This window comes from Patulibacter brassicae (assembly GCF_033949425.1).
Taxonomy (GTDB): domain Bacteria; phylum Actinomycetota; class Thermoleophilia; order Solirubrobacterales; family Solirubrobacteraceae; genus Patulibacter; species Patulibacter brassicae.
In genome coordinates, this window is the sequence record NZ_JAXAVX010000001.1 from 641947 (window position 1) to 665409 (window position 23463).

General features: G+C 76.6%; 18 protein-coding genes. 7 read left to right on the forward strand and 11 right to left on the reverse strand.

Features of this window, described 5'->3' with window-relative positions; all coding sequences use genetic code 11:
- Nucleotides 1-20 precede the first annotated feature (20 nt).
- The gene (locus SK069_RS03035; protein WP_319952701.1) at nucleotides 21-842 is read right to left on the reverse strand and encodes an MBL fold metallo-hydrolase; all 822 of its coding nucleotides are present in this window, start codon (nucleotides 840-842) and stop codon (nucleotides 21-23) included.
- A 95-nt stretch (nucleotides 843-937) separates the two neighbouring features.
- On the opposite strand from SK069_RS03035, the gene SK069_RS03040 reads away from it, so the two are divergent.
- Both SK069_RS03040 and SK069_RS03045 read left to right on the forward strand, forming a co-directional pair.
- Nucleotides 938-1537, forward strand: a complete 600-nt coding sequence (locus tag SK069_RS03040; RefSeq protein ID WP_319952702.1) for a TetR/AcrR family transcriptional regulator — start codon at nucleotides 938-940, stop codon at nucleotides 1535-1537.
- A gap of 253 nt (nucleotides 1538-1790) precedes the next feature.
- A complete protein-coding gene (locus SK069_RS03045; protein WP_319952703.1) occupies nucleotides 1791-2861 on the forward strand; it encodes a LysM peptidoglycan-binding domain-containing protein in 1071 nt (356 codons plus the stop codon).
- A 151-nt stretch (nucleotides 2862-3012) separates the two neighbouring features.
- Here SK069_RS03045 and SK069_RS03050 read toward each other — a convergent pair whose 3' ends face one another.
- The 6 genes from SK069_RS03050 to SK069_RS03075 form a co-directional block, all read right to left on the reverse strand.
- Complete coding sequence (locus tag SK069_RS03050; RefSeq protein WP_319952704.1) at nucleotides 3013-3240, reverse strand: hypothetical protein; 228 nt, start codon at nucleotides 3238-3240, stop codon at nucleotides 3013-3015.
- Complete coding sequence (locus SK069_RS03055; RefSeq protein ID WP_319952705.1) at nucleotides 3237-3851, reverse strand: acyltransferase; 615 nt, start codon at nucleotides 3849-3851, stop codon at nucleotides 3237-3239. Before SK069_RS03055 ends, SK069_RS03050 begins: the two co-directional genes overlap by 4 nt.
- A gap of 55 nt (nucleotides 3852-3906) precedes the next feature.
- Complete coding sequence (locus SK069_RS03060) at nucleotides 3907-4380, reverse strand: SRPBCC family protein (RefSeq protein ID WP_319952706.1); 474 nt, start codon at nucleotides 4378-4380, stop codon at nucleotides 3907-3909.
- Nucleotides 4381-6083: 1703 nt separating this feature from the next.
- The gene (gene corA, locus SK069_RS03065) at nucleotides 6084-7175 is read right to left on the reverse strand and encodes a magnesium/cobalt transporter CorA (protein ID WP_319952707.1); all 1092 of its coding nucleotides are present in this window, start codon (nucleotides 7173-7175) and stop codon (nucleotides 6084-6086) included.
- Between the two features lie 210 nt (nucleotides 7176-7385).
- The gene (gene uvrA / locus SK069_RS03070; protein WP_319952708.1) at nucleotides 7386-10289 is read right to left on the reverse strand and encodes an excinuclease ABC subunit UvrA; all 2904 of its coding nucleotides are present in this window, start codon (nucleotides 10287-10289) and stop codon (nucleotides 7386-7388) included.
- Between the two features lie 319 nt (nucleotides 10290-10608).
- Nucleotides 10609-12357, reverse strand: coding sequence for a GAF domain-containing protein (locus SK069_RS03075; protein WP_319952709.1), 1749 nt, complete (start codon nucleotides 12355-12357; stop codon nucleotides 10609-10611).
- Between the two features lie 206 nt (nucleotides 12358-12563).
- Between SK069_RS03075 and SK069_RS03080 the strand changes: the two genes are divergently transcribed.
- On the forward strand, nucleotides 12564-13286 hold the full coding sequence (locus SK069_RS03080) for a carbon-nitrogen hydrolase family protein (protein ID WP_319952710.1): 723 nt from the start codon (nucleotides 12564-12566) through the stop codon (nucleotides 13284-13286).
- A 67-nt stretch (nucleotides 13287-13353) separates the two neighbouring features.
- Nucleotides 13354-13680 carry a TfoX/Sxy family protein gene (locus tag SK069_RS03085; RefSeq protein ID WP_319952711.1) on the forward strand — a complete coding sequence of 109 codons (327 nt, stop codon included), beginning with the start codon at nucleotides 13354-13356 and terminating at the stop codon, nucleotides 13678-13680.
- Nucleotides 13681-13701: 21 nt separating this feature from the next.
- Here the strand turns inward: SK069_RS03085 and cydC are convergent, their stop codons facing one another.
- From cydC to SK069_RS03105, 4 genes are read right to left on the reverse strand one after another with little or no spacing between them, the layout of a single operon-like run.
- Nucleotides 13702-15360 carry a thiol reductant ABC exporter subunit CydC gene (gene cydC, locus SK069_RS03090; protein WP_319952712.1) on the reverse strand — a complete coding sequence of 553 codons (1659 nt, stop codon included), beginning with the start codon at nucleotides 15358-15360 and terminating at the stop codon, nucleotides 13702-13704.
- Complete coding sequence (cydD, locus tag SK069_RS03095) at nucleotides 15357-17108, reverse strand: thiol reductant ABC exporter subunit CydD (protein WP_319952713.1); 1752 nt, start codon at nucleotides 17106-17108, stop codon at nucleotides 15357-15359. Before cydD ends, cydC begins: the two co-directional genes overlap by 4 nt.
- The gene (locus SK069_RS03100; protein WP_319952714.1) at nucleotides 17105-18130 is read right to left on the reverse strand and encodes a cytochrome d ubiquinol oxidase subunit II; all 1026 of its coding nucleotides are present in this window, start codon (nucleotides 18128-18130) and stop codon (nucleotides 17105-17107) included. The genes cydD and SK069_RS03100 overlap by 4 nt, the downstream gene beginning before the upstream one ends.
- Nucleotides 18131-18149: 19 nt before the next feature.
- A complete protein-coding gene (locus SK069_RS03105) occupies nucleotides 18150-19619 on the reverse strand; it encodes a cytochrome ubiquinol oxidase subunit I (protein ID WP_319952715.1) in 1470 nt (489 codons plus the stop codon).
- A 206-nt stretch (nucleotides 19620-19825) separates the two neighbouring features.
- Between SK069_RS03105 and SK069_RS03110 the strand changes: the two genes are divergently transcribed.
- From SK069_RS03110 to SK069_RS03120, 3 genes are read left to right on the forward strand one after another with little or no spacing between them, the layout of a single operon-like run.
- On the forward strand, nucleotides 19826-21046 hold the full coding sequence (locus SK069_RS03110; RefSeq protein ID WP_319952716.1) for a sensor histidine kinase: 1221 nt from the start codon (nucleotides 19826-19828) through the stop codon (nucleotides 21044-21046).
- The gene (locus SK069_RS03115; protein WP_319952717.1) at nucleotides 21027-21629 is read left to right on the forward strand and encodes an ANTAR domain-containing response regulator; all 603 of its coding nucleotides are present in this window, start codon (nucleotides 21027-21029) and stop codon (nucleotides 21627-21629) included. The genes SK069_RS03110 and SK069_RS03115 overlap by 20 nt, the downstream gene beginning before the upstream one ends.
- 54 nt (nucleotides 21630-21683) lie before the next feature.
- Nucleotides 21684-23408: a metallophosphoesterase family protein gene (locus tag SK069_RS03120; protein ID WP_319952718.1), complete on the forward strand. Its 1725-nt coding sequence runs from the start codon at nucleotides 21684-21686 to the stop codon at nucleotides 23406-23408.
- Nucleotides 23409-23463 lie beyond the last annotated feature (55 nt).

The following is a 23463-nucleotide window of genomic DNA, read 5'->3' on the forward strand; positions in this document are numbered from 1 at the left end:
CTCTGCGCGGAGTCGCCGCCTCAGCGCGTGGCCGGAACCCGCTGCCGGACGTCGTCGAGCGCCAGCTCCTCCCCCGTGCCGAGCACGTGGATCGGCACGCCCGCGGCCTCCGCGGCGGCGACCGCCCGCGCGGTCGGGTCCGCGATCGGCACGTAGCGCGGTGGTGCGTCGATGCCGACGTCGTGGATCGGCACGAGCGTGCTGCGCAGCGCGCGCGCCGCCACCACGGCGTCCTCCGGCGTCATCACCGCCGGGCGGGTGCTCGCCGGCTGGCGGTGCGGCAGCGCGATGACGGCGCCGTTGACCGGCAGCAGGGCGACGTCCGGCGCGCCGAGGCGCTCGACGATCGACCACCACCAGCCGTGCAGCAGCGTGTCGCCGCAGTGCACGAGCGAGGCGTCGCCGCCGGCGACGTGCCAGCCGACCTGGGGATCGCCGAACCCGTCCACCGCCGGTAGCGCGGTGACGGTGAGCGGACCGATCTCGCGCCGCTCCCACGGAGCGAGGGCGACCACGGGCTGGGCGAGCGCCTCGAGCCCCTGCTCGGCCTCGGCGAGCGCGGCCGCCTCCAGCGGGCCGGCGCCGCCGTCGGGGTGCGGCCGCAGGACGACGCCGTCGGGAGCGAGCGCGTCGGCGATCGCCCCGGGGTCGGCGTGATCGGTGTGGAGGTGCGTGACGAGCGCGGCCCGCACCCGACCGGCGGCGCGCGGCGGCACGACGTCGACGCGCAGCGGCCCGACGACCTCGCGGGCGCCGCCGACGTCGCGGATCGCGTCGATGACGATCGTCGCTCCCTCGTGCTCGATCTCGATGCCGGCCCATCCCAGGCGACGGATGCGCATGTCCTGCTCCTCGGGTTCGCTGTCGGACGGGCGGCAACTTAGCGTACGATCGTTCGTGTGTAAATAGCGGACGCTCGTGCGGTATCGTCCGGCGCGTGAGCCCTCGCCGTTCCGTCGCCGCCACGCGCGACACGCACCGGGCGATCGTGCGTCGCGCGATGGACGTCGCGTCCGTCGAGGGCCTCGACGGGTTGAGCATCGGGGGCCTGGCGAGCGACCTGGGCATGAGCAAGGCGGGGGTCGCCGGCCACTTCGCGAACAAGCAGCAGCTGCAGCTCGAGGCGGTCGACGCGGCCGTCGAGCTCTTCACCGCCGCGATCGCGCCCGCCCTGCGCGAGCGCGCCCCGGGCCTCGACCGACTGCGCGCCGGCGTCGAGGCGTGGTTCGCGTACCTCGAGGACACGCCGTTCCCCGGCGGGTGCCTGATCCAGGCCGCCGCGGCCGAGCAGGACGGCCGGCCGGGGCCGGTGCGCGACGCCGTCGTCGCGGCCGACGACCGATGGCGCGCATTCCTCCTGCGCGAGCTGCATGCGGCGATCGAGGCCGGCGAGCTGCCCGCGGACACCGACGCGGAGCAGCGCTGCTTCGTCCTGCTGGCGCTCGGCGCGGGGCTCAACCAGGCCGCGCAGCTGCGCGCCGACCCGCGAGCCGGCGACCGCGCCCGACGGGCGGCGCGGCCCCTGCTGGACGGCTGAGCCGCGCCGCCCACCCGCGCGCCGCGCCGTCCGCGGAGCGTCGCGCGGCCCGGCGCGCCGGGCCTCGGCCGACCGTCCCCGGCGGCGTCCGTCCGGGGTCGGCGCGGGCGCGCCCGCGCCGTCCGCAAGGCGCGTTGCCGTACCCCGCAGGAGCTTGCGTCGACGCGGCCGGTGCGCGAGAACGGAGGTCCCCCATCCGGCCGGCGCCCGAGGCGCCCGGCCCCCCTCCCCCGAACCCGAAGGAGCCGTCGCGATGCTCGCGCCGACCCGCCGGGCGACGGTGCTGCTCGTCGGCGCGCTCGCGCTGACGACGCCGGTCGCCCTCGCCCCCACCGCCCACGCTCAACCGGTCCACCAGGTCGCCGCCGGCGAGTCCCTGTGGTCCGTCGCCGCCGCGAACGGCATCAGCGCCACCGCGTTGGCGGCCGCCAACGGCCTGCCGGCCGACACGGCGGTCCAGGCCGGCCAGGTCCTGCGGATCCCGTCGGGAACCGCGGGCGGCACGGGCGCGGCGGCGGGAGCCGCCTCCGGCCGGGGCCCGTCGACCAGCACGAGCGGGTCGGGCACGGGTGGGTCGGCGGGCAGCCAGGCGGGCAGCTACGTCGTGCAGCCCGGCGACTCGCTCACGGCGATCGCCGCGCGCGCGGGCGTGACGCCGGCGCGGCTGGCGGCCTACAACGGCCGCTCGGTCGCCACGCTGCTCGGCGCGGGCACGCGGCTGGCGCTGCCGCGTGCCGGCTCGTCGACCCCCGGCACCTCCGACGGTGCCGGCCCGGCCTCCGGGTCGTCCACCGCCGCCTCCGCCAGCGGGAGCGCCGCGAGCGGCTCGAGCTCCGCCGGAGCCACGACGGCCGGTGCCGCCGGGACCGCGGCGAGCGCTGCCGGCCCGAGCGGCGCGACGACCGCCGGCGCCGCGACGCCCCGGGGAACCCGTCTCGACGGCGCGAGCATCGCCCAGATCGCGTCCGCCAACGGCGTGGCGAGCGACCTGGCGCAGGCGATCGCGTGGCAGGAGAGCGGCTTCGACAACGGCGCCGTCTCGAGCGTCGGAGCGCGTGGCGTGATGCAGGTCATGCCGGGGACCTGGAGCTGGATCGCCGGCAACCTCGCCTCGCACCCGCTCGATCCGACCTCGGCGAGCGACAACGTGAAGGCCGGCAGCCTGTACCTGCGGCACCTCCTGCGCGAGACCGGCGGCGACGCCGACCTCGCGGCCGCCGGGTACTACCAGGGCCTGGCCTCCGTCCGCGCCCGCGGGATGTACGACGACACGAAGCGCTACGTCGAGAACGTCCGCGCGCTGCGCGCCCGCTTCGGCGGCTGAGACGGCTCCCCGTCGTCGGCTCCTTCGTCGTGCGCACGCCGTCGCGCGGCGTGCTCAGCGGCGTCGCAGGCGGTCGCGCCACGTGCTCGACGACCTCGCAGGCCGTCGCGCGACATGCTCGGCGGCGTCGCGGGCCGTCGCGCCGTGACCGTCAGCGCCGTCGGGTCCGTCGCCGCCCCGCCCGCGGTCCGCGCGGCGGGTCGACAGGCGCGTCCGCGTCGTGCGCCGCAGGCTCGTCGGTCGTGCCGCCGCCCATGCGCAGCAGCACGATCCCGGTGACGAGCGCGACGCCGGCGATCGCGAGCGAGTCGACGAGGACGACGGCGACGATCAGCGCGAGGACGGCGAGCGACAGCCCGGCGGCGACCGGGGTGCTCACGCGTCGCCGACGGCGTAGGGCATCTGCTTCAGCACGCGCGCCGGTGCCCCGGCGGCGATCGAGAAGGGCGGGATGTCCGTCGTCACGACGGAGTTCGCCCCGATGACGCAGCGGCTGCCGATCGCGACGCCGCTCGTGACGACGACGTTCGCGCCGAGCCAGACGTTGTCGCCGATCGTCGTCGGCCCCTTGGACGCGAAGCCCTGCCAGGGAACGGGCTTCGTCGGGTCGTCGAAGCGGTGGTTCGCGTCGGTGATGAGGCAGCCGTTGGCGGCCATGCAGTGCTCGCCGATCTCCACGAGCTGCTCGGCCGCGACCATGACGCCGAGGTTCAGGAAGGTGCCGCCGCCGATGACGATCCGGGCGTCCGGTCCTCCGGTCAGCCAGACCCCCGGCTCGAAGAACGCCTGCGGCCCGATCTCCAGCCGGCCCTCGCGCAGCATCGTCAGCCAGTCGCCGTGCACGGCGCCGCGCGCGAACGCCTCCCGCCGCGCGAGCTCGACCTCCAGCAGCGCGCGGTTCCACGGACGCGACGCCTTGCGGTACCAGCGGGACTTCGCCCACCACTGCCGCACGCGGGCGAGGTCCAGGGGCGGCGCGGGCGAGCTCACGCCCCGACCCTACCCGGCGGCCGGCGACCGATCGGCGCTGCGCCCGGATCCGCGATCAGAGCAGCTTGCGGATGCCGCCGATGGCCAACGCGTTGCCCGGGCGCAGCACCGGCGCCAGCGCGCCCAGGCCCGGCGGGGCCTTGCGCGGTGCGACGGCCACCGTCCAGACGAGCGTCGTCCCGGTCGCCGTCGGCTCGAGGAGGAAGTCTTCCATCAAGCCGTCGATCACCGGTCGGCTGATGCTCGAGACGCGGAAGGTCGCCCGTCGGTCGACGTCCCAGCGGTAGAACTCCTCGTCGACGGTGACGAGCCGCCCGAGCCGCAGCCGCCGCACCGACCCCGCGCTCAGCGGCCGCGGCGACAGCCACTCGAGCCGATCGATCAGCGGGAGCCACGACCACATCTCGTCGCTCCCGAGGACCTCCCAGACCCGCGACGGCGTCGCGGCGAGCTCGACGCTCGAGCGCACCACGAGCGGCGCGCTCTCGAGGAAGTCGTCGTCGACCTTGCGCAGCAGGTGAGCGGGCATCGTGGCGCGCAGCATAGAGCGACACCCAGAAGGTGACGCCAGCGTCAGGTTCGCGTCGGTCGGGTCCCTCGACTCGACGGTCGGGAGGACTCGGCGACCACGGGACTCGGCGATCAAGACGACTCTTCGATCGGGGGCGGCTCGGCGGTCAGGGGGACCCGCGGTCAGGGGGACCCGCGGTCGGGGGGGGCCGGCGGTCAGGGGGCCCGCGGTCAGGGGGGCCCGCGGTCAGGGGGGCCGGCGATCAGAGGGGCCACGCGGCCGGTCCGGCGACCGTCGGTGCGGCGACCAGAGGGACCCGGCGACCAGAAGGACCCGGCGACCGGAGGGACCCGGCTACCAGAGGGACCCGACGACCAGAAGAACTCGGCGATCGGGGCGCTCGGGGATCGAGAGCCCGGACGCGACCCCGATGGCGAACGTCGATCTCGACGGTGCGGGACCAGCGACCACGACGTTCATCACGTCATCGGTGTCGGACGTCGAACTCGCGCGGGGCCCCGCCTCGAGATCGACGTTCGCGACTCGCCTCTCCTCGCCCTGCGGTGGTTCACCCCCGAACTCGCCCGCCCGACCGAAGCCCGCCCCGCGCCGTGCACCACTCACCGAGACCGCCGTCCCCGCGGCGAGACCCGACCGCCCAGCCACGCGACTGCACCCGGCGGGGCGGCCGCCGCATCCAGACCCGGCCGCCCGCCACGCTGGGGCCCCATCCCTCTGGGCACACCCGGCCACGCTCGGCTACCCATCCCCGCTCGGCCGCCCGGCCCCGTCCATGGCCCGCTGCCCATCCCCGCCCGGGCCGCTCGGCCGCCCGGCCCCGTCCATGGCCCGCTGCCCGTCCCCGCCCGGCCGCCCCGCCCCGTCCATGACCCGCTGCCCATCCCGGGCCGGCCACCCGGCCCCGTCCATGACCCGCTGCCCATCCCGACCCGGCCACCCGGCCACGCCCGGCCGCCGGTAGCCACCTCCGGTGCCCCGTCCACGCTCCGACCGCCCGGCCGCGCCCGGCGCTCCCGCTCCGGGCCGATCGCCCAGCCCCTACGGGCGCGACGCACCTCGCCCCCCCGCCGCGCAAAGGCCCGCGACCGCCGCGCACGCCCGCCGGACGCCACCCCGGCGGACCGCCTTCCCGCCGGACCGCCACCCCGGCGGAGCAGGGAGCCGGGCGGGCAGCGAGCGCCGCGCGAACCACCACGACCGCCTCGGCAGGCAGGCGGTCCCCCGAACGGCGCAGGCTCGCGAAGCGACCGCCCGTCCCGCTCCCGCGGCCACGCAGCGCCGCCCCGAGCGATGGGGTCCCGACCCACGATGCGGAAGGGTCGGTCGCGGCGCCGGACCCATCGGAGCCCCGGCCCGCCGCCCGTCGTCGGAGGCACCCACCGAAGACGCCGGGCGACCGGGTCCGGCGTCGCGACCGACCCTCCCGCCCCGCCGAGCGCGCCCCGGCCCCCACGACCGGCGCCTCCCGACCACCGGCGCGACGGCGCGATGGCGCGATGGCGCGATGGCCGCCGTGGCGCGACGGCCGCGACGGCCGCGGTGCCGCGACGGCCGCGACGGCCGCGACGGCGCGGTGGCGCGGTGGCGCGGTGGCGCGGTGGCGCGGTGGCGCGGTGGCGCGAACGACGATGCCGCGAGGAGCCGCCGTCCGACGACCCGACCCCGACCCGTCCCGGTCGAGCCGTCACGCGACGGGGTGGTCAGAGCCAGCCGGCGCGGCGGAGTCGCCGGTGCAGCAGCAGGCAGGCCAGGGCCGTCAGGACGAGCACCGCGGGATAGCCGAGATCCCACTTCAGCTCGGGCATGTGCTCGAAGTTCATGCCGTACAGCCCGAAGACCATCGTGGGCAGCGCCGCGATGGCGACCCAGGCGGAGATCTTCCGCATGTCGTCGTTCTGGCGGACCGACATCTGCGCGAGGTTCGCGTCGAGGACGCCGTTGAGCAGCTCATCGATCGACGTCACGCCCTCCGCGTCCCGGACGAGGTGGTCCAGGACGTCGCGCAGGTACGGACGCGCGCGGTCGGGGACGGGCAGCTCCTCGTCCTCGACGAGCCGGGTCAGCGGGTGCACGAACGGCGTCACGGCGCGCTTGAACTGCAGCACCTCGCGCTTGAGGCGGTAGATCCGCTCGGTCGGGTTGGACCGCACGTCCGAGAAGACCGCCGCCTCGATCTCGTCGACGTCGTTCGTCAGGCCGTCGAGGACGTCGGCGTAGTCGTCGACGACCGCGTCGATGATCGCGTGGAAGACGGCACCGGGACCGCGGGCGAGGCGGTCGTGGTCGTCCTCGAGCCGGCGACGCAGCTCGGCGAGCGGTCGGGCCTCGCCGTGCCGGATCGTCACGAGGAACCGGTCGCCGAGGAAGAGCAGGAGCTCCCCGATGTCGACGAGCTCCTCCGCATCGACGTACCGGGCGGTCTTCAGGACGAGGAACAGCAGGTCCTCGTGGCGCTCGAGCTTCGGGCGCTGGTGGGCGTGGATGGCGTCCTCGACGGCGAGCGGGTGCAGGCCGAAGAACTGGCCGACGAGCTCGACCGCCTGTGGCTCGGGGTCGTGGAGCCCGATCCAGACGAAGCCGTCCGAGCAGCCGCGGGCGCGCTGCAGCGCCTCCTCGAGCGGCACCTGCCCGCCCTGCCGCTCCCCGCCCTCGTAGACGGCGCAGTCCGTCAGCGCGCGGTCGACGTCGCGCCCGGACGGCGGAGCGGCCGTGGTCGCGGCGGCGGCACGGCTGCGGGAGTCCCCGAGGAACGAGAGGACGGCCCGGGATCGCGGAGGGCGGCGCTCGGACATCGGCGCGAGGATACGCCGCGCCGACGGGGAGCCCGACGGACCGGGCGCGTGGCCGCCCGCGCCGTCGTCGACCGGGACCGGCCGAGGTGCATCCACCGACGGTCGACGGAGCCGCGGCGTCGAGGACCGGGATGGCGCCCGCGCGCCGGCGACCCGGATCGCGTGGCGGGGGCCCGCCCGGCCGTCCGACGCGCGAGGACCGGAGACGGCTCAGGCCGCTGCGCGCGCCGGGGTCCGGCGCTTGCGGCGCTTCGGCGCGGCGTCGGGCAGCAGCGGCCGCAGGAACCGGCCGGTGTGCGAGGCGTCGACCTGCGCGACCTCCTCCGGCGTGCCCTGCGCGACGATCGTCCCGCCGCCGACGCCGCCCTCGGGGCCGAGGTCGATGAGCTGATCCGCGGTCTTGATGACGTCGAGGTCGTGCTCGATGACGATCACGGAGTTCCCGGCGTCGACGAGTCGCTGCAGGACCTCGAGCAGCCGCTCGACGTCGGCGAAGTGCAGCCCCGTCGTCGGCTCGTCGAGGATGTAGAGCGTGCGACCGGTGGCCACGCGCGCGAGCTCGTGGGCGAGCTTCACGCGCTGCGCCTCGCCGCCGGAGAGCGTCGTCGCGGGCTGCCCGAGTCGGACGTAGCCGAGGCCGACGTCCTTCAGCGTCTCCAGCCGGCGACGGATCTTCGGCACGTTCTCGAAGAACTCGACGGCCTCGTCGATCGGCATCTCGAGCACGTCGGCGATCGACTTGCCCTTGAAGCGGACCTCGAGCGTCTCGCGGTTGTAGCGCTTGCCGTGGCACTGCTCGCACGGGACGTAGACGTCCGGCAGGAAGTGCATCTCGATCTTGATCTGGCCGTCGCCCTTGCAGACCTCGCAGCGGCCGCCCTTGACGTTGAAGGAGAACCGGCCGGCCTTGTACCCGCGCTGGCGGGCCTCCTTCGTCTGGGCGAAGAGCGTGCGGATGTGGTCGAAGACGCCGGTGTACGTCGCGGGGTTCGAGCGCGGCGTGCGGCCGATCGGGGACTGATCGACCTGGATGACCTTGTCGAGCTGGTCCATCCCCTCGATCGTGTCGTGGCGCCCGGGACGGACCTTCGCGCGGTTGAGCTGCGCCGCGGCGGACTTGTGGAGGATCTCGTTGACGAGGGTGGACTTGCCCGAGCCGCTGACGCCCGTGACCGCGCAGAGCACCCCGAGCGGGATCGAGACGTCGAGGTCGCGGAGGTTGTGCTCGCGCGCGCCGCGCACGACGAGCTCGCCACGCGGCGCGCGACGCTCCTCCGGCGGCGCGATCGCGCGCGCGCCCGAGAGGTACTGCCCGGTGAGGGAGGAGACGTTCGCCTCGACCTCCTCGGGCGTGCCGACCGCCACGACCCGACCGCCGTGCTCGCCGGCGCCGGGGCCCATGTCGACGAGGCAGTCGGCCGCGCGCATCGTCTGCTCGTCGTGCTCGACGACGAGCACGCTGTTGCCGAGGTCGCGGAGCCGCTCGAGCGTCGCGATCAGCCGCTCGTTGTCGCGCTGGTGCAGGCCGATCGACGGCTCGTCGAGCACGTAGAGCACGCCGACGAGCGCCGAGCCGATCTGCGTCGCCAGCCGGATGCGCTGCGCCTCCCCGCCCGAGAGCGTCGCGGCGCCCCGGGCCATCGAGAGGTAGCCGATGCCGACGTCGGCCAGGAAGCTCAGCCGCTCGCGGATCTCGCGCAGGATGAGCCGCGCGATCTGCTGCTCGGTGCTCGTCAGCTCGACGTGCTCGAGCCAGTCCAGCGCCTCGTGGACGGAGAAGCGGGAGAACTCGTGGATGCCCAGGCCGCCGACCAGGACGTTGCGCGGACCGGGCTTCAGGCGGGCGCCGTCGCACTCCGGGCACGGCACCATCGACATGTACTCCTCGATCTTCTCCCGCACCGCGTCGGAGTCCGACTCGCGGTGCCGGCGCTCGAGGTTGGGGATGACCCCCTCCGCCCGCATCTGGTAGGTCCGGCGGCGACCGGCGCGGTTCCTGAACCGCAGCGGCACCTTCTCCCCGTCGGGGTCGCCGAAGAGGATGCCCTCCTGCTGCTCGGCCGTGAGGCTGTTCCACGGCCGGTTCGTCGGCACGTCGTAGAACTCCGCCAGTCCCTCGAGGAGCTTGCGGTAGAACGGGTTCGGCGAGCTCGACCAGGGCTTGATCGCGCCGTCGTCCAGCGCGAGGCTCCCGTCCGGGATCACGAGGTCGGGGTCGACGACGAGCTGCGCGCCGAGACCGGTGCAGCGCGGGCACGCCCCGTGGGGCGCGTTGAAGGAGAACGTCCGCGGCTCGACCTCCGGCATCGAGAAGCCGCACTCCAGGCACGCGAAGTTCTCGCTGAAGGTCTGCAGGCGCTCGACGCCCTCCGGCGGCTCCTCGCCGTCGCGCAGGACGAGCTCGACCTCGACGAGCCCCTCGGCCACCCCGACCGCCGTCTCGACCGCGTCGGCGAGGCGCTTGCGCAGGTCGCCGCGCATGACGAGCCGGTCCACGACGACGGCCAGGTCGTGCTTGTACTTCTTGTCGAGGACGATCTCCTCCTCGAGCATCCGGACCTCGCCGTCGATCCGGGCCCGCTGGAACCCCTCGGCGCGCCAGTGGTCCAGGACGTCGCGGAACTCGCCCTTGCGGCCGCGGACGAGCGGCGCCAGGACCATGAACCGCGTGCCCTCCGGGAGCATCATGAGCCGGTCGATGATCTGCTCCGCCGACTGGCCGGCGATCGGCCCGTGGCCGTTGGGGCAGTGCGGGTGGCCGATCCGCGCCCACAGCAGGCGCAGGTAGTCGTGGACCTCGGTGACGGTGCCGACCGTCGACCGCGGGTTGCGGGAGGTCGTCTTCTGGTCGATCGAGATCGCGGGGCTCAGGCCGTCGATCGAGTCGACGTCGGGCTTGTCCATCTGCCCGAGGAACTGCCGCGCGTAGGCCGACAGCGACTCGACGTAGCGGCGCTGGCCCTCGGCGTAGATCGTGTCGAACGCCAGCGACGACTTGCCAGACCCCGAGAGGCCGGTGAGGACCACCAGCGCGTCCCGCGGGAGCTCGAGCGAGACGTCCTTCAGGTTGTGCTCGCGGGCACCGGTGACGACGATCCGACCGCTTCCACGCATGAGTTATGGAGTCTACGCAGGCGAACGGATGTTCGCCCGGGCGACGGCGGTCGACGGGCGGTCCATCCGCCCATCGGTGGACCGGTGCCCGAACGTGCGTCGAGGTCCGGCGACAGCGCGCGCCGCGGGGAGGAAGGTTCGTTGCGGAAGCAGCCATCGCGACCGCGGCCAGTGTCTGGGGGGACGGCGACCGCGGCTCGCGACGGAGCTCCGGAGCGCGCCGCTGCGTGCGTCGCCGGAGGCCGGTGGGGAGCGCATCCCACCGGCCACCGGCGACCTCCCGCGCGTCGGGCCGAGGCCGTGGTCGCGTCGCCAGCCGTCAGGCCGCGGCGCGATCCGCCGCCCGCAGGCGATGGAGCTTGATCGCCAGCTCGAGCGACAGCAGGTCCTCGTCGTCGAGGTCGAGGCTCGTGAGGGTCTCGACCCGATCCAGCCGCTGGCGCAGCGTGTTGGCGTGGATCCGCAGCGCCCGGGCGGTCGGCACGACGCTGCGATCGGCGAGATACCGCTCGAGCGTCCCGACGAGCTGGGTGCCGCGCTCGGCGTCGTACTCCCACAAGAGGGAGACCGCACGCGCGTGCCGAGCGTCGGGCTGCGCCTCGCCGCCGACGCCGGCGAGGTAGCGGTAGGCGCCGAGGCCGTCCCAGGCCCGCGCTCCGCCCTCCGGCGCGAGGGCGCGTGCGACGCGCGCGGCGGACGCCGCCTCGGCGAGGCTCGCCGGCCCGGCCGCGAGCCCGGGCTGCAGGCTCGAGCGCCCGACCGCGAGGCGCTCCTCCCGGCCGAGCCCGTCGAGTCGTGCGTCGATCCGGGCGAGCCCCTCCGCCGTCCCGCCCACCACCGGCAGCAGCGCGCGGATCCGCTCGGGACCCGCGTCGCACAGCGCGCCGGGCAGTTCGTGGCGCAGCCGGTCCGCCGCTCGCGCCGCGCCGCCCCAGCCGGTCGGCTCCAGCGCCGCCAGGACGACGACGACGTGCGGGCGGTCGGGGTCGATGCGGACGGCCCGCGCACGATCGGCCAGGGCCTCGCCGCGGCCCTCGGCGATCGCGTCGAGGAGGTCCCGCACGAGGTTCTCCTCCGTCAGCCGCTCGATGAGCTCGACCGTCCGCAGCGCGACCGCGAGCTGTCCGGCCACCGTCTCGAGCATCCACGCCTCGTCGCGCCCGAACGGCGCGTCCCGCTCGACCGCCAGCACGCCCAGCGCGATGTCGCCGGCGGTCACGCGCACCGCGAGCGTCCCGGGCTCACCGGCGTCGTCGTCGACGGCCGCGCCGTCGGCCGGCGGCCGGTCGCCGCTGCGCGCCGCGACCCCCTGGACGCCGTCGGGCCCCACGAGGGAGAGCCTGCTGCGCCGCGCGCCGAGCAGCTCGCGCGCGCCGTCGACGGCCGAGGTCAGCAGGGCGGCGCGGTCCCCGACCGACGCGATCTGCTGCACGAGCGCCGCGAGCCGCTGGAGGCCGTCGACGCGGTCGCGCTCGCGCTCATAGGTGCGGGCGTTCTCGATCGCACCCGCGACGAGCGAGGCGACGTGCTCGAGGAACTCGAGGACCTCCGGGCCGAACTCGCCGGGTGCCTCCGTGTTCAGCGAGATGACCCCGATCACCGTGCCGGCGCGTCCCCGCAGGGGCACGGCGACCATCGACTGGAAGCGCTCCTCCTGGAGCTCGGGGAAGGCCTTCGTACGCGGATCCGCCAGCGCGTGATCGCGGATGTACGCCGGCTGGTCGTGGCGCACGACCCAGCCGCACAGGCCTTCGTCGATTCCCATCGAGAGCCGGCCGACCGCGGCGGCGTGGATCGCCGACGCCGCCCGCATCGTTAGGCGGTCGCCGTCGCGCAGGTAGACGAAGCACGCGTGGCAGGCCGTCGCGTCGGTCAGCAGGTCGACGATCGACGGCAGCACGCGCGCGAGGTCCGGGCCCTGCGCGACCGTCCCGATCACGCGGTAGAGCATCTCCCGACCCAGTGCCCCGCTCCGGCGCGCGTCCACGACCCGCGGCGCCCGGTCGGCGTCCGCCGCCCCGGCCAGCAGCACGTGGCGCGGGGGCTCGGCGGGACCGGGAGCAGGCACGCGGCCAGCCTAGGCCCGGGTGGGCGGACCGCACATGCGCCGCCCGGCCAAGGTGCGGGCGCTCCGGATGCTGCAGGTGGAGCAACGACCGGACCGCGGGGGTCCGCCGCGCCGAGCACGACGGCGTGGAGGGACCGACATGGCCGCAGATCACACCGTCTCGGCGGTCGCGCTCCCCCGGCGCGGCGGGCAGGCATCATGCGGGCGTGACGTCCGTGCTCTCCGTCGCCGTCGCGCAGCCTCCGACGACCGTCGGCGACGTCGCCGCGAACGTCCGCGCGCACGCGGCGGTCGTGGACCGCGCCGCGGCGCGGCTCGTCGTCCTGCCGGAGCTGTCGCTGACGGGCTACGACCTGGCCGCGCCGACGCTCGAGCCCGACGATGCGCGCCTGCGCCCCCTCGTGACCGCCTGCGCCCGCGCCGGCGCCACCGCGCTCGCCGGTGCCCCGGTGCGCGACGCCGACGGCGCCGAGCGCATCGCCACCCTGGCGATCGACGGTCGCGGGGTCCGCGTGGCCTACCGCAAGCGGTGGCTCGGCGGGGACGAGCGCGCGCGGTTCGTCGCCGGCGACGCCGACGGGCTGCTCGAGCTCGAGGACGGGTGGCGGATCGCGCTGGGCGTCTGCCGCGACACCGGCGTGCCGGAGCACGTCGCGGCGATCGCGGCCCTGCGGCCCGATCTCTACGTCGCCGGGGTCGTGCACCACCCGCACGAGCTCGAGGAGCAGGAGCGGCGCGGTCGGGCGATCGCGGAGCGGATCGGCGCGGCGGTCGGGCTGGCCTCCGCCGCCGGTCCGGCGGGCGCCGCCTACCCGTTCGGCGCCGGGCGCTCCGCGATCTGGGCAACCGGTGGGCGCCGCCTGGCGCGCGCGGGTGCGGAGGCCGGAGGGCTCGCGCGCGCCGTCCTGCCCCATCGCCCGCAGCGGTGAGCCCGCCCCGGCCGACGTCGCCGGACCGGCGCTCGACGCGGGGCGCGCGAGCGCGGAGACTGGCGGCATGGCGCACGATCCAGAGCTCGTCCTCCGGCTGATGGAGCTCCTCGCCGACGAGCCCGACGTGACCGAGAAGCGGATGTTCGGCGGCCACGCGTTCCTCGTCGGCGGCGCGCTGGCGATTGCGGCCTCGCGCAGCGGCGGCCTGCTCGTGCGGGTCGCCGCCGACGACGCCGACCGCCTGGTGGAGCGCGACGGGATCGAGCGGATGGTCATGCGCGGCCGCGAGATGCGCAACTGGCTGCTCGTCGCCCCCGAGGCGATCGCGACGACGACGCAGCTGCGTCCCTGGGTGCGCCGGGGCGTCGCGTTCGCCCGGTCGGTCTCCTGATCGGCCGACGTCCGCGAGACCTCACCGCTCCGCGAGCCGGCCGTCCCGCAGCTCGACCACCCGGTCGACCGCCGGCAGCAGCGTCGCGTCGTGCGTCACCACCACGACCGTCCGTCCCGCGGCGGCGCACAGGACGTCCTCGGCGAGGGCCGCGGCGCTCGGACCGTCGAGCATCGCCGTCGGCTCGTCCAGTACGAGGACGTCCGCCGGCGAGAGCAGCGCCCGCGCGACGCCGAGCCGCTGGCGCTGGCCACCGGAGACCGTCGTGCCCTCCTCCCCCACGAGCGTCGCGAGCCCGGCCGGCAGGGCCGCGAGCCAGGGACCGAGGCCCACGGCCCGCAGGACCTCGCGCAGGTCCTCGTCGGAGGCGTCGGGCGCCCCGATCCGCAGGTTCGCCGCGATGGTCCCCGCCAGGAGATGGGCGTCCTGGGCCGCCAGGCGGATCCGGCCGCGCAGCTCGCCCACCGGGACCGACGTCAACGGCACGTCGCCGTAGGACACCTCTCCCTCGTCCGGGTCCTCGACGCGCGCCAGCAGCGCGGCCAGCGTCGACTTGCCCGCCCCGCTGGGCCCGACGATCGCCATCCGGTCGCCGGGTGCGACGTCGAGATCCACCCCGTCCAGGACGAGCGCGCCCTCGGGGCCGCCAGGGCGATGGCGCAGCCCACGAGCGCGCAGCGCGCCCCGCCGCGGCAGCGACGGCGACGGCGACGGCGACGGCGACGGCGACGGCGACGCATCGTCCTCGACCGTCGGGCGCGCCGGCCCGCCGACCGCCCCGGCGAGCCGCGTCTGCGCGGCGCCCACGGCGACGAGCCGCAGGGCGGCCTCGGGCAGCGGGCGGAGCACCTCCTGCAGCCCGACGGTCAGCAGCACGACGGCGCCGAGCGCGACCGGCGTCAAGCGCCCGTCGGCGGTCGCCCGGCCCGCGACGGCGAGCACGGCGACGAGGGCACCGCCTCCGCCGAGCGTTCCGAGCGCGCCACCGACCGCCGCGGCGCGAGCCGCGGCGCGGTCACCGCGCGCGAGCCGCGCCGCGGCCGCCCCGAGCGCCGCTCGCCGCTGCGTGGCCAAGCCGTGCAGCGCGAGCGCGGGGCCGAGCCCCAGGGCCTCGTCGAGGCGCTCCGCCAGCAGCGCGCGGTCGCTCGCCTGGCGGCGGGCGGCGCGTCGTCCGAGCGCCCACGCGATGCCGGGCGCGAGGAGCCCCGCGACGAGCGCGCCAGCGAGCAGCGCCGCGCCGGCGGCCGGCAGCAGCAGGACGGCCGCCGGAACGGCGACGGCGACCGTCGCGCCGGCCACGATCGCCGGCTGCCGCACGCGCAGGTCCCGGTCGCGCAGGTCGTCGACGTCGGCGGAGAAGCGACTCAGGAGGTCGGCGTCGCGTGCGTCGGCCGGGACCGCCCGCGCCGCGAGCCGCCGGTACCAGGCGACCCGCTGGTCGGCGAGCCGGCGCAGCGCCACGTCGTGGCCGACGAGCCGCTCCCCGTAGCGCCCGAGCGCGCGGAGGAGGCCGAGCGCCCGGACGACGACGATCGCGGTCAGGAGCCCGAGCACCGGCGGCCGCTCGGCCGCCCGGACGATGAGCCAGCCCGAGACCGCCAGGACCGCGACGCCGGCGACCGCGCTCGTGACACCGAGCAGCGGCGCGCGCCAGGCCCGGACGGGCTCCGCGGCGCTCACGCCGTCACCGCCGCGCCCGCGACCGCGCCGGCCGGGACGAGCGTCACGACGGCGTCGCACGCCGCCGCGAGCTCCGCGTCGTGGGTCGCCACGACGAGCGTCCGTCCCGCGGCGGACCCGAGGATGCCGTCGCGCACGCGCTCCGCGGTCGCCGGATCGAGGTGCGCGGTCGGCTCGTCGAGCAGGAGGAGCGGCGCGCGGGACGCGAGGGCGCCGGCGAGGCAGAGCCGCTGCAGCTGCCCGGCCGAGAGCGTCCGTCCGCCGGCGCCGACCGGCGTGCGCAGGTCGTCGGGCAGCTCGGCGAGCACCTCGTCGGCCCCCGCGCGGTGCACGGCGAGCCCGAGGCGACGGACGTCGTCGGGACCGGCGCCGGCCGCCGTCGCCATCGTCCGCAGCAGCGCGCCGAGCTCGCCCGCGGGCAGCGTCGGGCGCTGCGCGAGCCACGCCACGCGACGCCACCACGCCTCCGGCGGCAGCGCGCGCAGGTCGGTCCCTCCGCAGCGCACGGTGCCGACGTCCGGGTCGCGCAGTCGCGCGAGGAGCTCCAGCAGCGTGCTCTTCCCCGACCCCGAAGGCCCGACGATCGCGAGGGTGCGGCCCGGCGCCACGTCGAGATCCAGCGGCGCGAGAGCGTCGGCGCGCCCCCCGCCGCCCCGGACGGCGGCACCGCGAAGCCGCAGCGCCGCCGCCGACGGATCGGGGGCCGCGACGCCGGTCCCCCGGTCGTCGAGCGGCCCGGGCTCGTCGAGGAAGGCGAGCGCCCGCCGAGCCGCTTCCGCTCCGTCCTCGGCGGCGTGGAAGCGCTGCCCCGCCTCCCGCAGCGGCGCGTAGACCTCCGGTGCCAGCAGCAGCACGAACAGCCCGACGCCGAGCGTCAGGTGCCCCTCGGCGAGCTGGACGCCGACGACGGCCGCGGCGATCGCCGTGCCGAGCATCGCCAGGAGCTCCAGCACGAGCGCCGAGAGGAAGGCCACGCGCAGCGCGGCGAGCGACTCGTCGCGGTAGCGCTCGGCGATCGTCCGGAGCGCCGGGACCTGCGCGTGCTCGCGACCGTGCGCGCGCAGGGTCGGCAGGCCGCGCACCACCTCGAGGAAGTGCGCGCCCAGCACCGCGAGCTGGTGCTGGCGCTCGCGAGCGTGCTCGGCGCTGCGGCGGCCCACGAGCGCGAGGAAGACGACGACGATCGGCAGCGTGCAGGCCAGCAGCGCCCCGACGAGCGGCGCGCGCCACGTCACGACGGCCACGAGTCCGAGCGGCACCGCTCCGGCGAGCGCGACCGCAGGCACCGCGCGGGCGTAGTAGTCGGCCAGCGCGTCGACGCCCTGCGTCGCCGCGGCGACGACCTCGCCGCGGCGCGCGCCCTCGAGCGGCGCGGAGCGACCGCGGAGCGCCGCGTCGGCGATGCGGACCCGCAGGGAGGCCATTGCGCGTCGCGCCGCCCAGCGACCGGCGAGCTCGGTCCCGGCGCCGAGCGCGACCCGGCCCGCGACGGCCAGTCCGAGCAGCGCGAGCGCCGTGCCCGTCGGGGCGCGCCCCGCGACGGCGTCGGTCACCGCGTCCGCGATCACCCAGGCCTGCAGCACGAGCAGGGACGCTGCCAGGGCGCCGCAGCCGATCGCCGCCGCAAGACCCGTCCGGACCCGCGGGTCGACCTCGAGCAGGCGCCGGTGCACGGCGCGCGCCTCGTCGCGCGCGGCGCGGCCGCGCGCAGCCGGGGTGGCGTTCGCGTCCGGCGCGGCGGCGTTCATCGGAGCTCCCGCATGGTGCCCCGTACGGCGCGCGCGACGAGCGAGCCCGGTCCGGCCGTGGGCGCATCGTCCGGCGCGCGCAGGAACCGCACGTAGGCGTACCCGAGCGCGGCCAGCAGCGGCGGCAGCAGGACGCCGGCGATCACGAGCATCGCGGTGAGCGTCACGTCGCCGGCGGCCGCCTCCGCGAGCCGCACGGCGTGCGGTCCCCGTCCCGCCACCGGGGCGTGGTGCAGCGCCGCCAGCACGACGCCGACCGCCCCCGCCGTCGTCGCCGCCGCCCCGAGGAGCGCCCAGTCGTCGCGCACGACGAACGCCCCGAGGACGAGCAGCCCCAGCCCCGCGCCCGCCACGAGCACCAGCAGCGCCCCGAGCAACCCCACCTGCACCCCCGCGGCCGCCCCGGCGGTGAGCGCCGCCGCGGCGAGCAGCAGCAGCGCCGCAGCCAGCGCCGCGCCGGGCAGCAGCGGCAGGTCGGCGCGCGCCGACGGGAGCCGCAGCCGCAGGAACGCGACGCCCTGCGCGCGGCAGAGCGCGACGAGCGCGAGGCCGGCGAGGACGCCCTCCGGCTGCAGCAGCCCGAGCCCGGCGTCCCGACCGCGCGCGAGCGAGCCGTCGAGCGCCCCGGCCCAGATCAGGCCCCAGAGGAACGGGATCACGAGGCTCGTGGCCACGAGCGCCCGCTCCCAGCGCGGCACCGCCGCCGGCGTCGCGTGGCCGAGCAGCTCGATCGCGGCGTGGCGCACCATCACCGCGCCGACGAGGAGCACGAGCGGCAGGTAGGCGCCCGAGAGCAGCTCGGCGTACCAGCCGGGGAACGCGCCGAGCGTCGCCGCGATCGCCAGCACGAGCCACACGTCGTTGGCCGCCCAGGTCGGGCCGATCGCCCGCAGCGCGGCGGCGCGGTCGGTGCGCCGGACGAGCATCCCGACGCCGAGGTCGGTGCCGCCGAGGACGAGGTAGAGCACCCAGACGGCGCCGAGCAGCGCGTACCAGGTGGTCTGGAGGGTGGTGGGGTCCATGGTCGTCGCGTCCTCGGGCTCAGTAGGAGATCGACAGGCGGCCGGTCGACGCGTCGTCGCGGTCCTCGGCCGCCGGCCGAGCGACCGGGTCGCGCGGGGTGGCTCCGGTCGCCTCCGGCAGGCCGTGGGCGAGCTCGCGCCGGATCGTCCGCAGCCCGATCACGGTCGTGGCCAGGTAGATCGCGAGGAACACCACGAGGCTCGTCGCCACCGCGGCGACCGGCAGGTCGCTCACCGCGTCCTCGGTCCGCAGGAGCCCCTGGATCGCCCAGGGCTGCCGTCCGGCCTCGCGCACGAGCCAGCCGCCGGCGGCGGCCACGAACGGGGCCACGGCGGCCAGCGGCGCGACGCGGAGGAAGAGCCGCCCGCCGCGACCGTCGGTCAGCCCTGCCCCCGGCCGCCGGCGCAGGAGCCAGAGCCCCCAGCCCATGAGCAGCACGAGCGCGGCGCCGCTGCCGACCATGAGCCGGAAGCTCCAGTAGAGCAGCGGCACGTTCGGCACGTAGCTGCCGGGCCCGTAGCGCTGGGCGTACTCGCGCTGCAGGTCGTCGATGCCCAGCACGGTCGAGTCGAGCGAGAAGTCGTCGATCAGCGACAGGAGCGCCGGGACCTTGACGTTCACCGTCGGCTCGCCGGGATCGCTGCGGATCGGGCCGAGCGCGAAGAGCGAGAGCGACGCGGGCGACTCCGTCGAGTAGAGCGCCTCGGCGGCGGCCATCTTCATCGGCTGGTGCTCGACCGCGCGCACGCCCTGGAAGTGCCCGGCGACGAGGGCGAGCGCGCCGGCGACGAGGCCGACCGCGCAGGCCTGCGTCGCGGCGCGGCGGAAGGCGGCGACCTCGTGGCCGCGCCGCACCTGCCAGGCGGCGATCGCGAGCACGAGGACGCTGCCGGTGAGGATCGCCGTCAGCACGACGTGCGCGACGGTCAGGCCGACGTCCGGGTTGAGGAAGAGGGCCGCGACGTCGGTGACCTCCGCCCGTCCGTCGACGATCGCATAGCCGCGCGGGTGCTGCATCCAGCTGTTCGCGGTGAGGATCGCGAACGCCGAGACGACCGTCGCGATCGCGACCGTCCAGAGGCAGGCGAGGTGCAGGCGCGGGCCCAGCACGCCCCAGCCGAAGAGCCACAGCCCGAGGAAGACCGACTCGACGAAGAACGCCCCCAGGCCCTCGAGGGCCAGCGGCGCGCCGAAGATGTCGCCGAGGTAGCGCGAGAAGCCCGACCAGTTCATCCCGAACTGGAAGGTCTGCAGCAGGCCGGTGACGACGCCGATCGCGAAGCAGATCAGCATCGGCCGCGCGTAGTACCGCGTCAGGCGCAGCCACTGCTCGTCCCCGGTCCGCCACCAGCGCGTCTGGAGGATCGCGACGTGGACGGTCAGTCCGATCGACGCGGCGACGATCGAGAAGTGGATCAGCGTCGTCAGCGCGAACTGCCAGCGCGACAGGTCCAGCGCGGTGAGCGACGCCGTGATGAGGGATGGCACGAGGGTCTCCTGAACGTCCGTCCGGGCCCCGGGCAGGGGCGAGGGATGGGGCGGGCGTCAGGACCCTGGTCGCCGAGCGGGAGCGACCACCTGCGACGATAGCAGCGATGCCTCCGGCCGCGGGAACCCCGTCCCGCCCGCCCCGCCCCCGGCGAGCGGCGGAGTCGAACGCCAGGCCACGGCGGCCCGTCGACGGCTCGACAGGCGTGGGCGGCGGCGACCGGCGAAGCCTCGTCGTCGACCGGCTCGTGCTGCGCGCCACCGGCGACCCGGACGTCGACCTGCGCCTCGGCAGCGTCGGCGTCGCCGCGCTGCTCGGCTGGGTGTCGATCGGCGCGGTCCTGCTCGGGCTGGCGACCGGCCTGCCGGTCCGCCACCAGGACCTCGTGCTCGCCACGACCGTGGCGGCCGCCGTCGGGCACGCGGCGCTCGGGCTGCTGCCGTGGTCGCGGCTGCTGGGCACCCGCCGCGGCCGCCTCCTGCTGGACCTCTGGGCCGGAGCGCTCGTGGCCGGCGTCGTCGGGCTCGTCCTAACCGCCGGGGGCGCCTCGCGGCTCGACCTCCTGTTCTTCCTCGTGGTGCCCTGGCTGGCGACCCTGCAGGAGGGACGGCGCCGGGTGGCGTGGCTCGCCGCGGCGGCGCTCGCGTTCGGCGTCACGCTCGCCGTGGCCCCGGCGCCGCTGCCGACCGCCGAGGCGCTGCTGCACGCGGTGCTCGTCGCGGGCGCGGCGATCCTCGCGGCGCTGCTCTCGAGCGCGGCGCGGCGTCAGGCGCGCGGCCGGGCGGCCGCGATCCGGCGCGCCGAGCTCGAGGGCGCGATGCTCGCGGAGGGCCACCACCGGGTGAAGAACTCGCTGCAGGTCGTCGCCGACCTCCTGCTGCTCGGCCGGCCGGCGGAGGAGCCGCAGGCCGACGCGGCCGACGGCGCGCCGGGCCAGCGCCGAGCGGCGAGCGGGGAGGCGGCGGCCTTCGACCAGGCGGCCGCACGGATCCGCGCGATCGCGGCCGTCCACGACGTCCTGGCGGCGCGCTCGGGCGGGCGCGTGCCGGCCGCCGACCTGCTGGCCGCCGTCGTCGCCGCCGGGGACCCGGACGCCACGGCGATCGACGCCGGCGGGACCGACCTGACCTTCCCGCACCAGCAGGCCCAGCACGTCGGCGTGCTCGTCAACGAGCTGCTGACGAACGCCCACCGCCACGGCGTCGCGCCGTACGCCGTGACGCTCGCGGTCCGCGACGGCGAGGCCCGGCTGACGGTCGCCGACGCCGGCCCCGGCGTGCCCGACGCCGCGTGGTCCTCCCCCGGGCTCGGCCTGCGGCTCGTGCGCCAGGTCGCCGTCCAGGGCCTCGGCGGGCGCCTGGAGCGCCAGCCGCACGCCGTCGCGGTGTGCTTCCGTGTGGACGACGATGCGCATCCTGGTCGCTGAGGACGATCCGATCATCGCCCTCGGGATCGCCCGCCGGCTCGAGCAGCTCGGCCACGTGGTCCTCGGGCCGTTCGGCCGCGGCGACGAGGTCCGCGCCGCGGCCCGCGAGCAGGATCCCGACCTGCTGCTGCTCGACGTCGACCTCGAGGATGCCGACGGCCTGGAGCTCGCCGCCGAGCTGACCGCCGAGGGCCCGTCGCGACCGATCGTCGTGCTGACCGGGCTCGACGCGCCGGAGCTCGTGGACCGGTCGATCGCCTCGGGCGTCGAGGCGTTCCTCACGAAGCCCGTCGACGACCGCCAGCTCGACGCCGCCCTGCGCGTCGCCGCGGCCCGTCACGCCGAGCTCCGGACCCTGCAGGAGGAGGTCTCCGACGCCCGGCAGGCGCTCGCGGACCGCAAGGTCGTCGAGCAGGCCAAGGGCATCCTCATCCGCGCGCTCGGGATCGACGAGCCGACGGCGTTCGCCCGGATCCAGCGGACCGCCCGCGACCGCAACGTCCGCCTCGTCGAGGTCGCCCGGTCGATCGTCGCCCAGCGGCAGCTGCTCGAGGAGCGGGCTCGCGGGGACGAGCGCGCGTAGCCGTCGCTCACGAACATTCCACCACTGAAACCCGAGGACCGGGATGATCGTCGGATGCCCGGTCCCCTGACCCGTCGACGCCTCGTCTCCGGCACGGTCGCCGGCGCCGCGCTGACCGCCCTCGCGCCACCGCGACTGGCCGCCGGAGAGCCGACACCGGACGTCTCGCTGTACCTCGGTCCGGCGCTCGAGCCCGAGCTCGTCACCGTGACCGACACCGCCTTCGCCGCCTGGTGGTGGACCGCCGAGCCCGCCGACACGACGGTCCGGCTCACGCCACTGGAGGGCCCCGACGCCGGGCGCACCCGCACCCTGCGGCTCGAGGAGCGCACGCAGGTCCACGTCGCCCGCGTCGGCGACCTGACGCCGGGCCGGCGCTACGGCTACGAGCTGTGGTCGGGCGGCCGCCGGGTCTCGCTCGGCTCCAGCGCCGCCGACCCGGGGACCTTCCGGACGCTGCAGCCGCCACCCGGACGGCGGCTCGCGACGATCGCGCTGCTGAACGACCTCCACGTCGGCGAGCGGTGCTCGGGCACGGTCACCGACGCGCTCGGGCCGTCGCTGCCGCCCTGCTACTCCGCCGACACCTATCCCGACTACGCGCACCGGATGCTCGACGCCGCGATCGGGGAGCTCCACGACCTGCCGATCGACCTCGTCGTGGCCAACGGCGACCTGAGCCACGGCGGCGGCGAGGAGGACGTGCGCCGGGCCCTGGCGCAGCTGCGCCGGCTCCAGCGCCCGCTCCTCGTCACCCGCGGCAACCACGACAAGCGCCAGGCCGCGGGCACGTGCGCCGTCGACGGCGACTGCCTGCGCGAGCAGGCGTTCCCCGAGCAGCCGGCGGGGTCCAGCACGCTGCTGAGCGTGGAGCGGGTCGGCGACCGCGTCGCGGTCGTGGGGCTCGACTCCTGGGACGCCCGCACCCGGCAGCCCAGCCTCCTGCACGGCGACCAGCCGGCCTGGCTGGACCGGCAGCTGGCGGTGCTGCGCGGCGAGGGACGCGACGTCGTGGTGGCGTTCCACCACCCCTTGCTCGTCGCGGGCCAGGGGGTGGCCGCCGACCAGGGCGCCGACGCGGTCCTCGCCGTGCTCGCGCGGCATCCGCACGTCCGCCTCGTCGTCCACGGCCACACCCACGCCAACGCGCTGCAGTTCCACGGACCGACCGGGCGACGAGTGCCGTTCCTGCAGAACGGCGCCACGAAGGAGTACCCCGCCGGCTACGCGCTGCTGCACGTCCACGAGGACGGGATCGTCCGCACGTTCCACCGACCGGTGACGGCGTGGACGCGCACGTGGACGGCGACGAGCGCCCGCCAGGTCTGGGGGCTGCACCCGTCGATCACGCGCGGCTCGATCGAGACGCGCGCGTTCGTGCACCGCTACGCCGGGCAGCCGATCGCGTCGGCCGCCGTCCCGGCGGCGCGCGCGGAGGCGTCGCCTCCGGCCGTCTCCGCGGTGCGCAGCACGACGACCGGCCGGCTCGCGCGCGGCCTGGCGGTCGGCATCCACGTGCCCCGGCGGGCGCGGGTCACGGTCCGGCTGCGGGCGGAGCTGCCGCGCGCCGACGGGCGACGTCGCACCGTCGTGCTGGCCCGCGCGACGCGGCGCAGCGCGCCGGGCACGATCGAGCTGACCCTGCGTCCGGGCCGCGGCGCGCGCCGCGCGCTGGCGCGGCTCCCCCGCGCGACGAGCGCGACGATCGAGGTCGTCCTCGCGCCGCCCGGGGGCCGCGCGGTGACGCTGCGCCGGCGGATCCTGCTGCGGCCGCGCTGAGGGCCCGGACCCGCCGATCCGGCGGCTCGACGCGCCGCCGGTCCGGTCGAGGCGA

What these genes read in the sequence shown, in the direction of transcription:
- SK069_RS03035 (WP_319952701.1), bottom strand. Translation starts at nt 842, where the DNA reads ATGCGCATCCGTCGCCTGGGATGGGCCGGCATCGAGATCGAGCACGAG.
- SK069_RS03045 (WP_319952703.1), top strand. Translation starts at nt 1,791, where the DNA reads ATGCTCGCGCCGACCCGCCGGGCGACGGTGCTGCTCGTCGGCGCGCTC.
- SK069_RS03060 (WP_319952706.1), bottom strand. Translation starts at nt 4,380, where the DNA reads ATGCCCGCTCACCTGCTGCGCAAGGTCGACGACGACTTCCTCGAGAGC.
- corA (WP_319952707.1), bottom strand. Translation starts at nt 7,175, where the DNA reads ATGTCCGAGCGCCGCCCTCCGCGATCCCGGGCCGTCCTCTCGTTCCTC.
- uvrA (WP_319952708.1), bottom strand. Translation starts at nt 10,289, where the DNA reads ATGCGTGGAAGCGGTCGGATCGTCGTCACCGGTGCCCGCGAGCACAAC.
- SK069_RS03085 (WP_319952711.1), top strand. Translation starts at nt 13,354, where the DNA reads ATGGCGCACGATCCAGAGCTCGTCCTCCGGCTGATGGAGCTCCTCGCC.
- cydD (WP_319952713.1), bottom strand. Translation starts at nt 17,108, where the DNA reads ATGAACGCCGCCGCGCCGGACGCGAACGCCACCCCGGCTGCGCGCGGC.
- SK069_RS03100 (WP_319952714.1), bottom strand. Translation starts at nt 18,130, where the DNA reads ATGGACCCCACCACCCTCCAGACCACCTGGTACGCGCTGCTCGGCGCC.
- SK069_RS03115 (WP_319952717.1), top strand. Translation starts at nt 21,027, where the DNA reads ATGCGCATCCTGGTCGCTGAGGACGATCCGATCATCGCCCTCGGGATC.
- SK069_RS03120 (WP_319952718.1), top strand. Translation starts at nt 21,684, where the DNA reads ATGCCCGGTCCCCTGACCCGTCGACGCCTCGTCTCCGGCACGGTCGCC.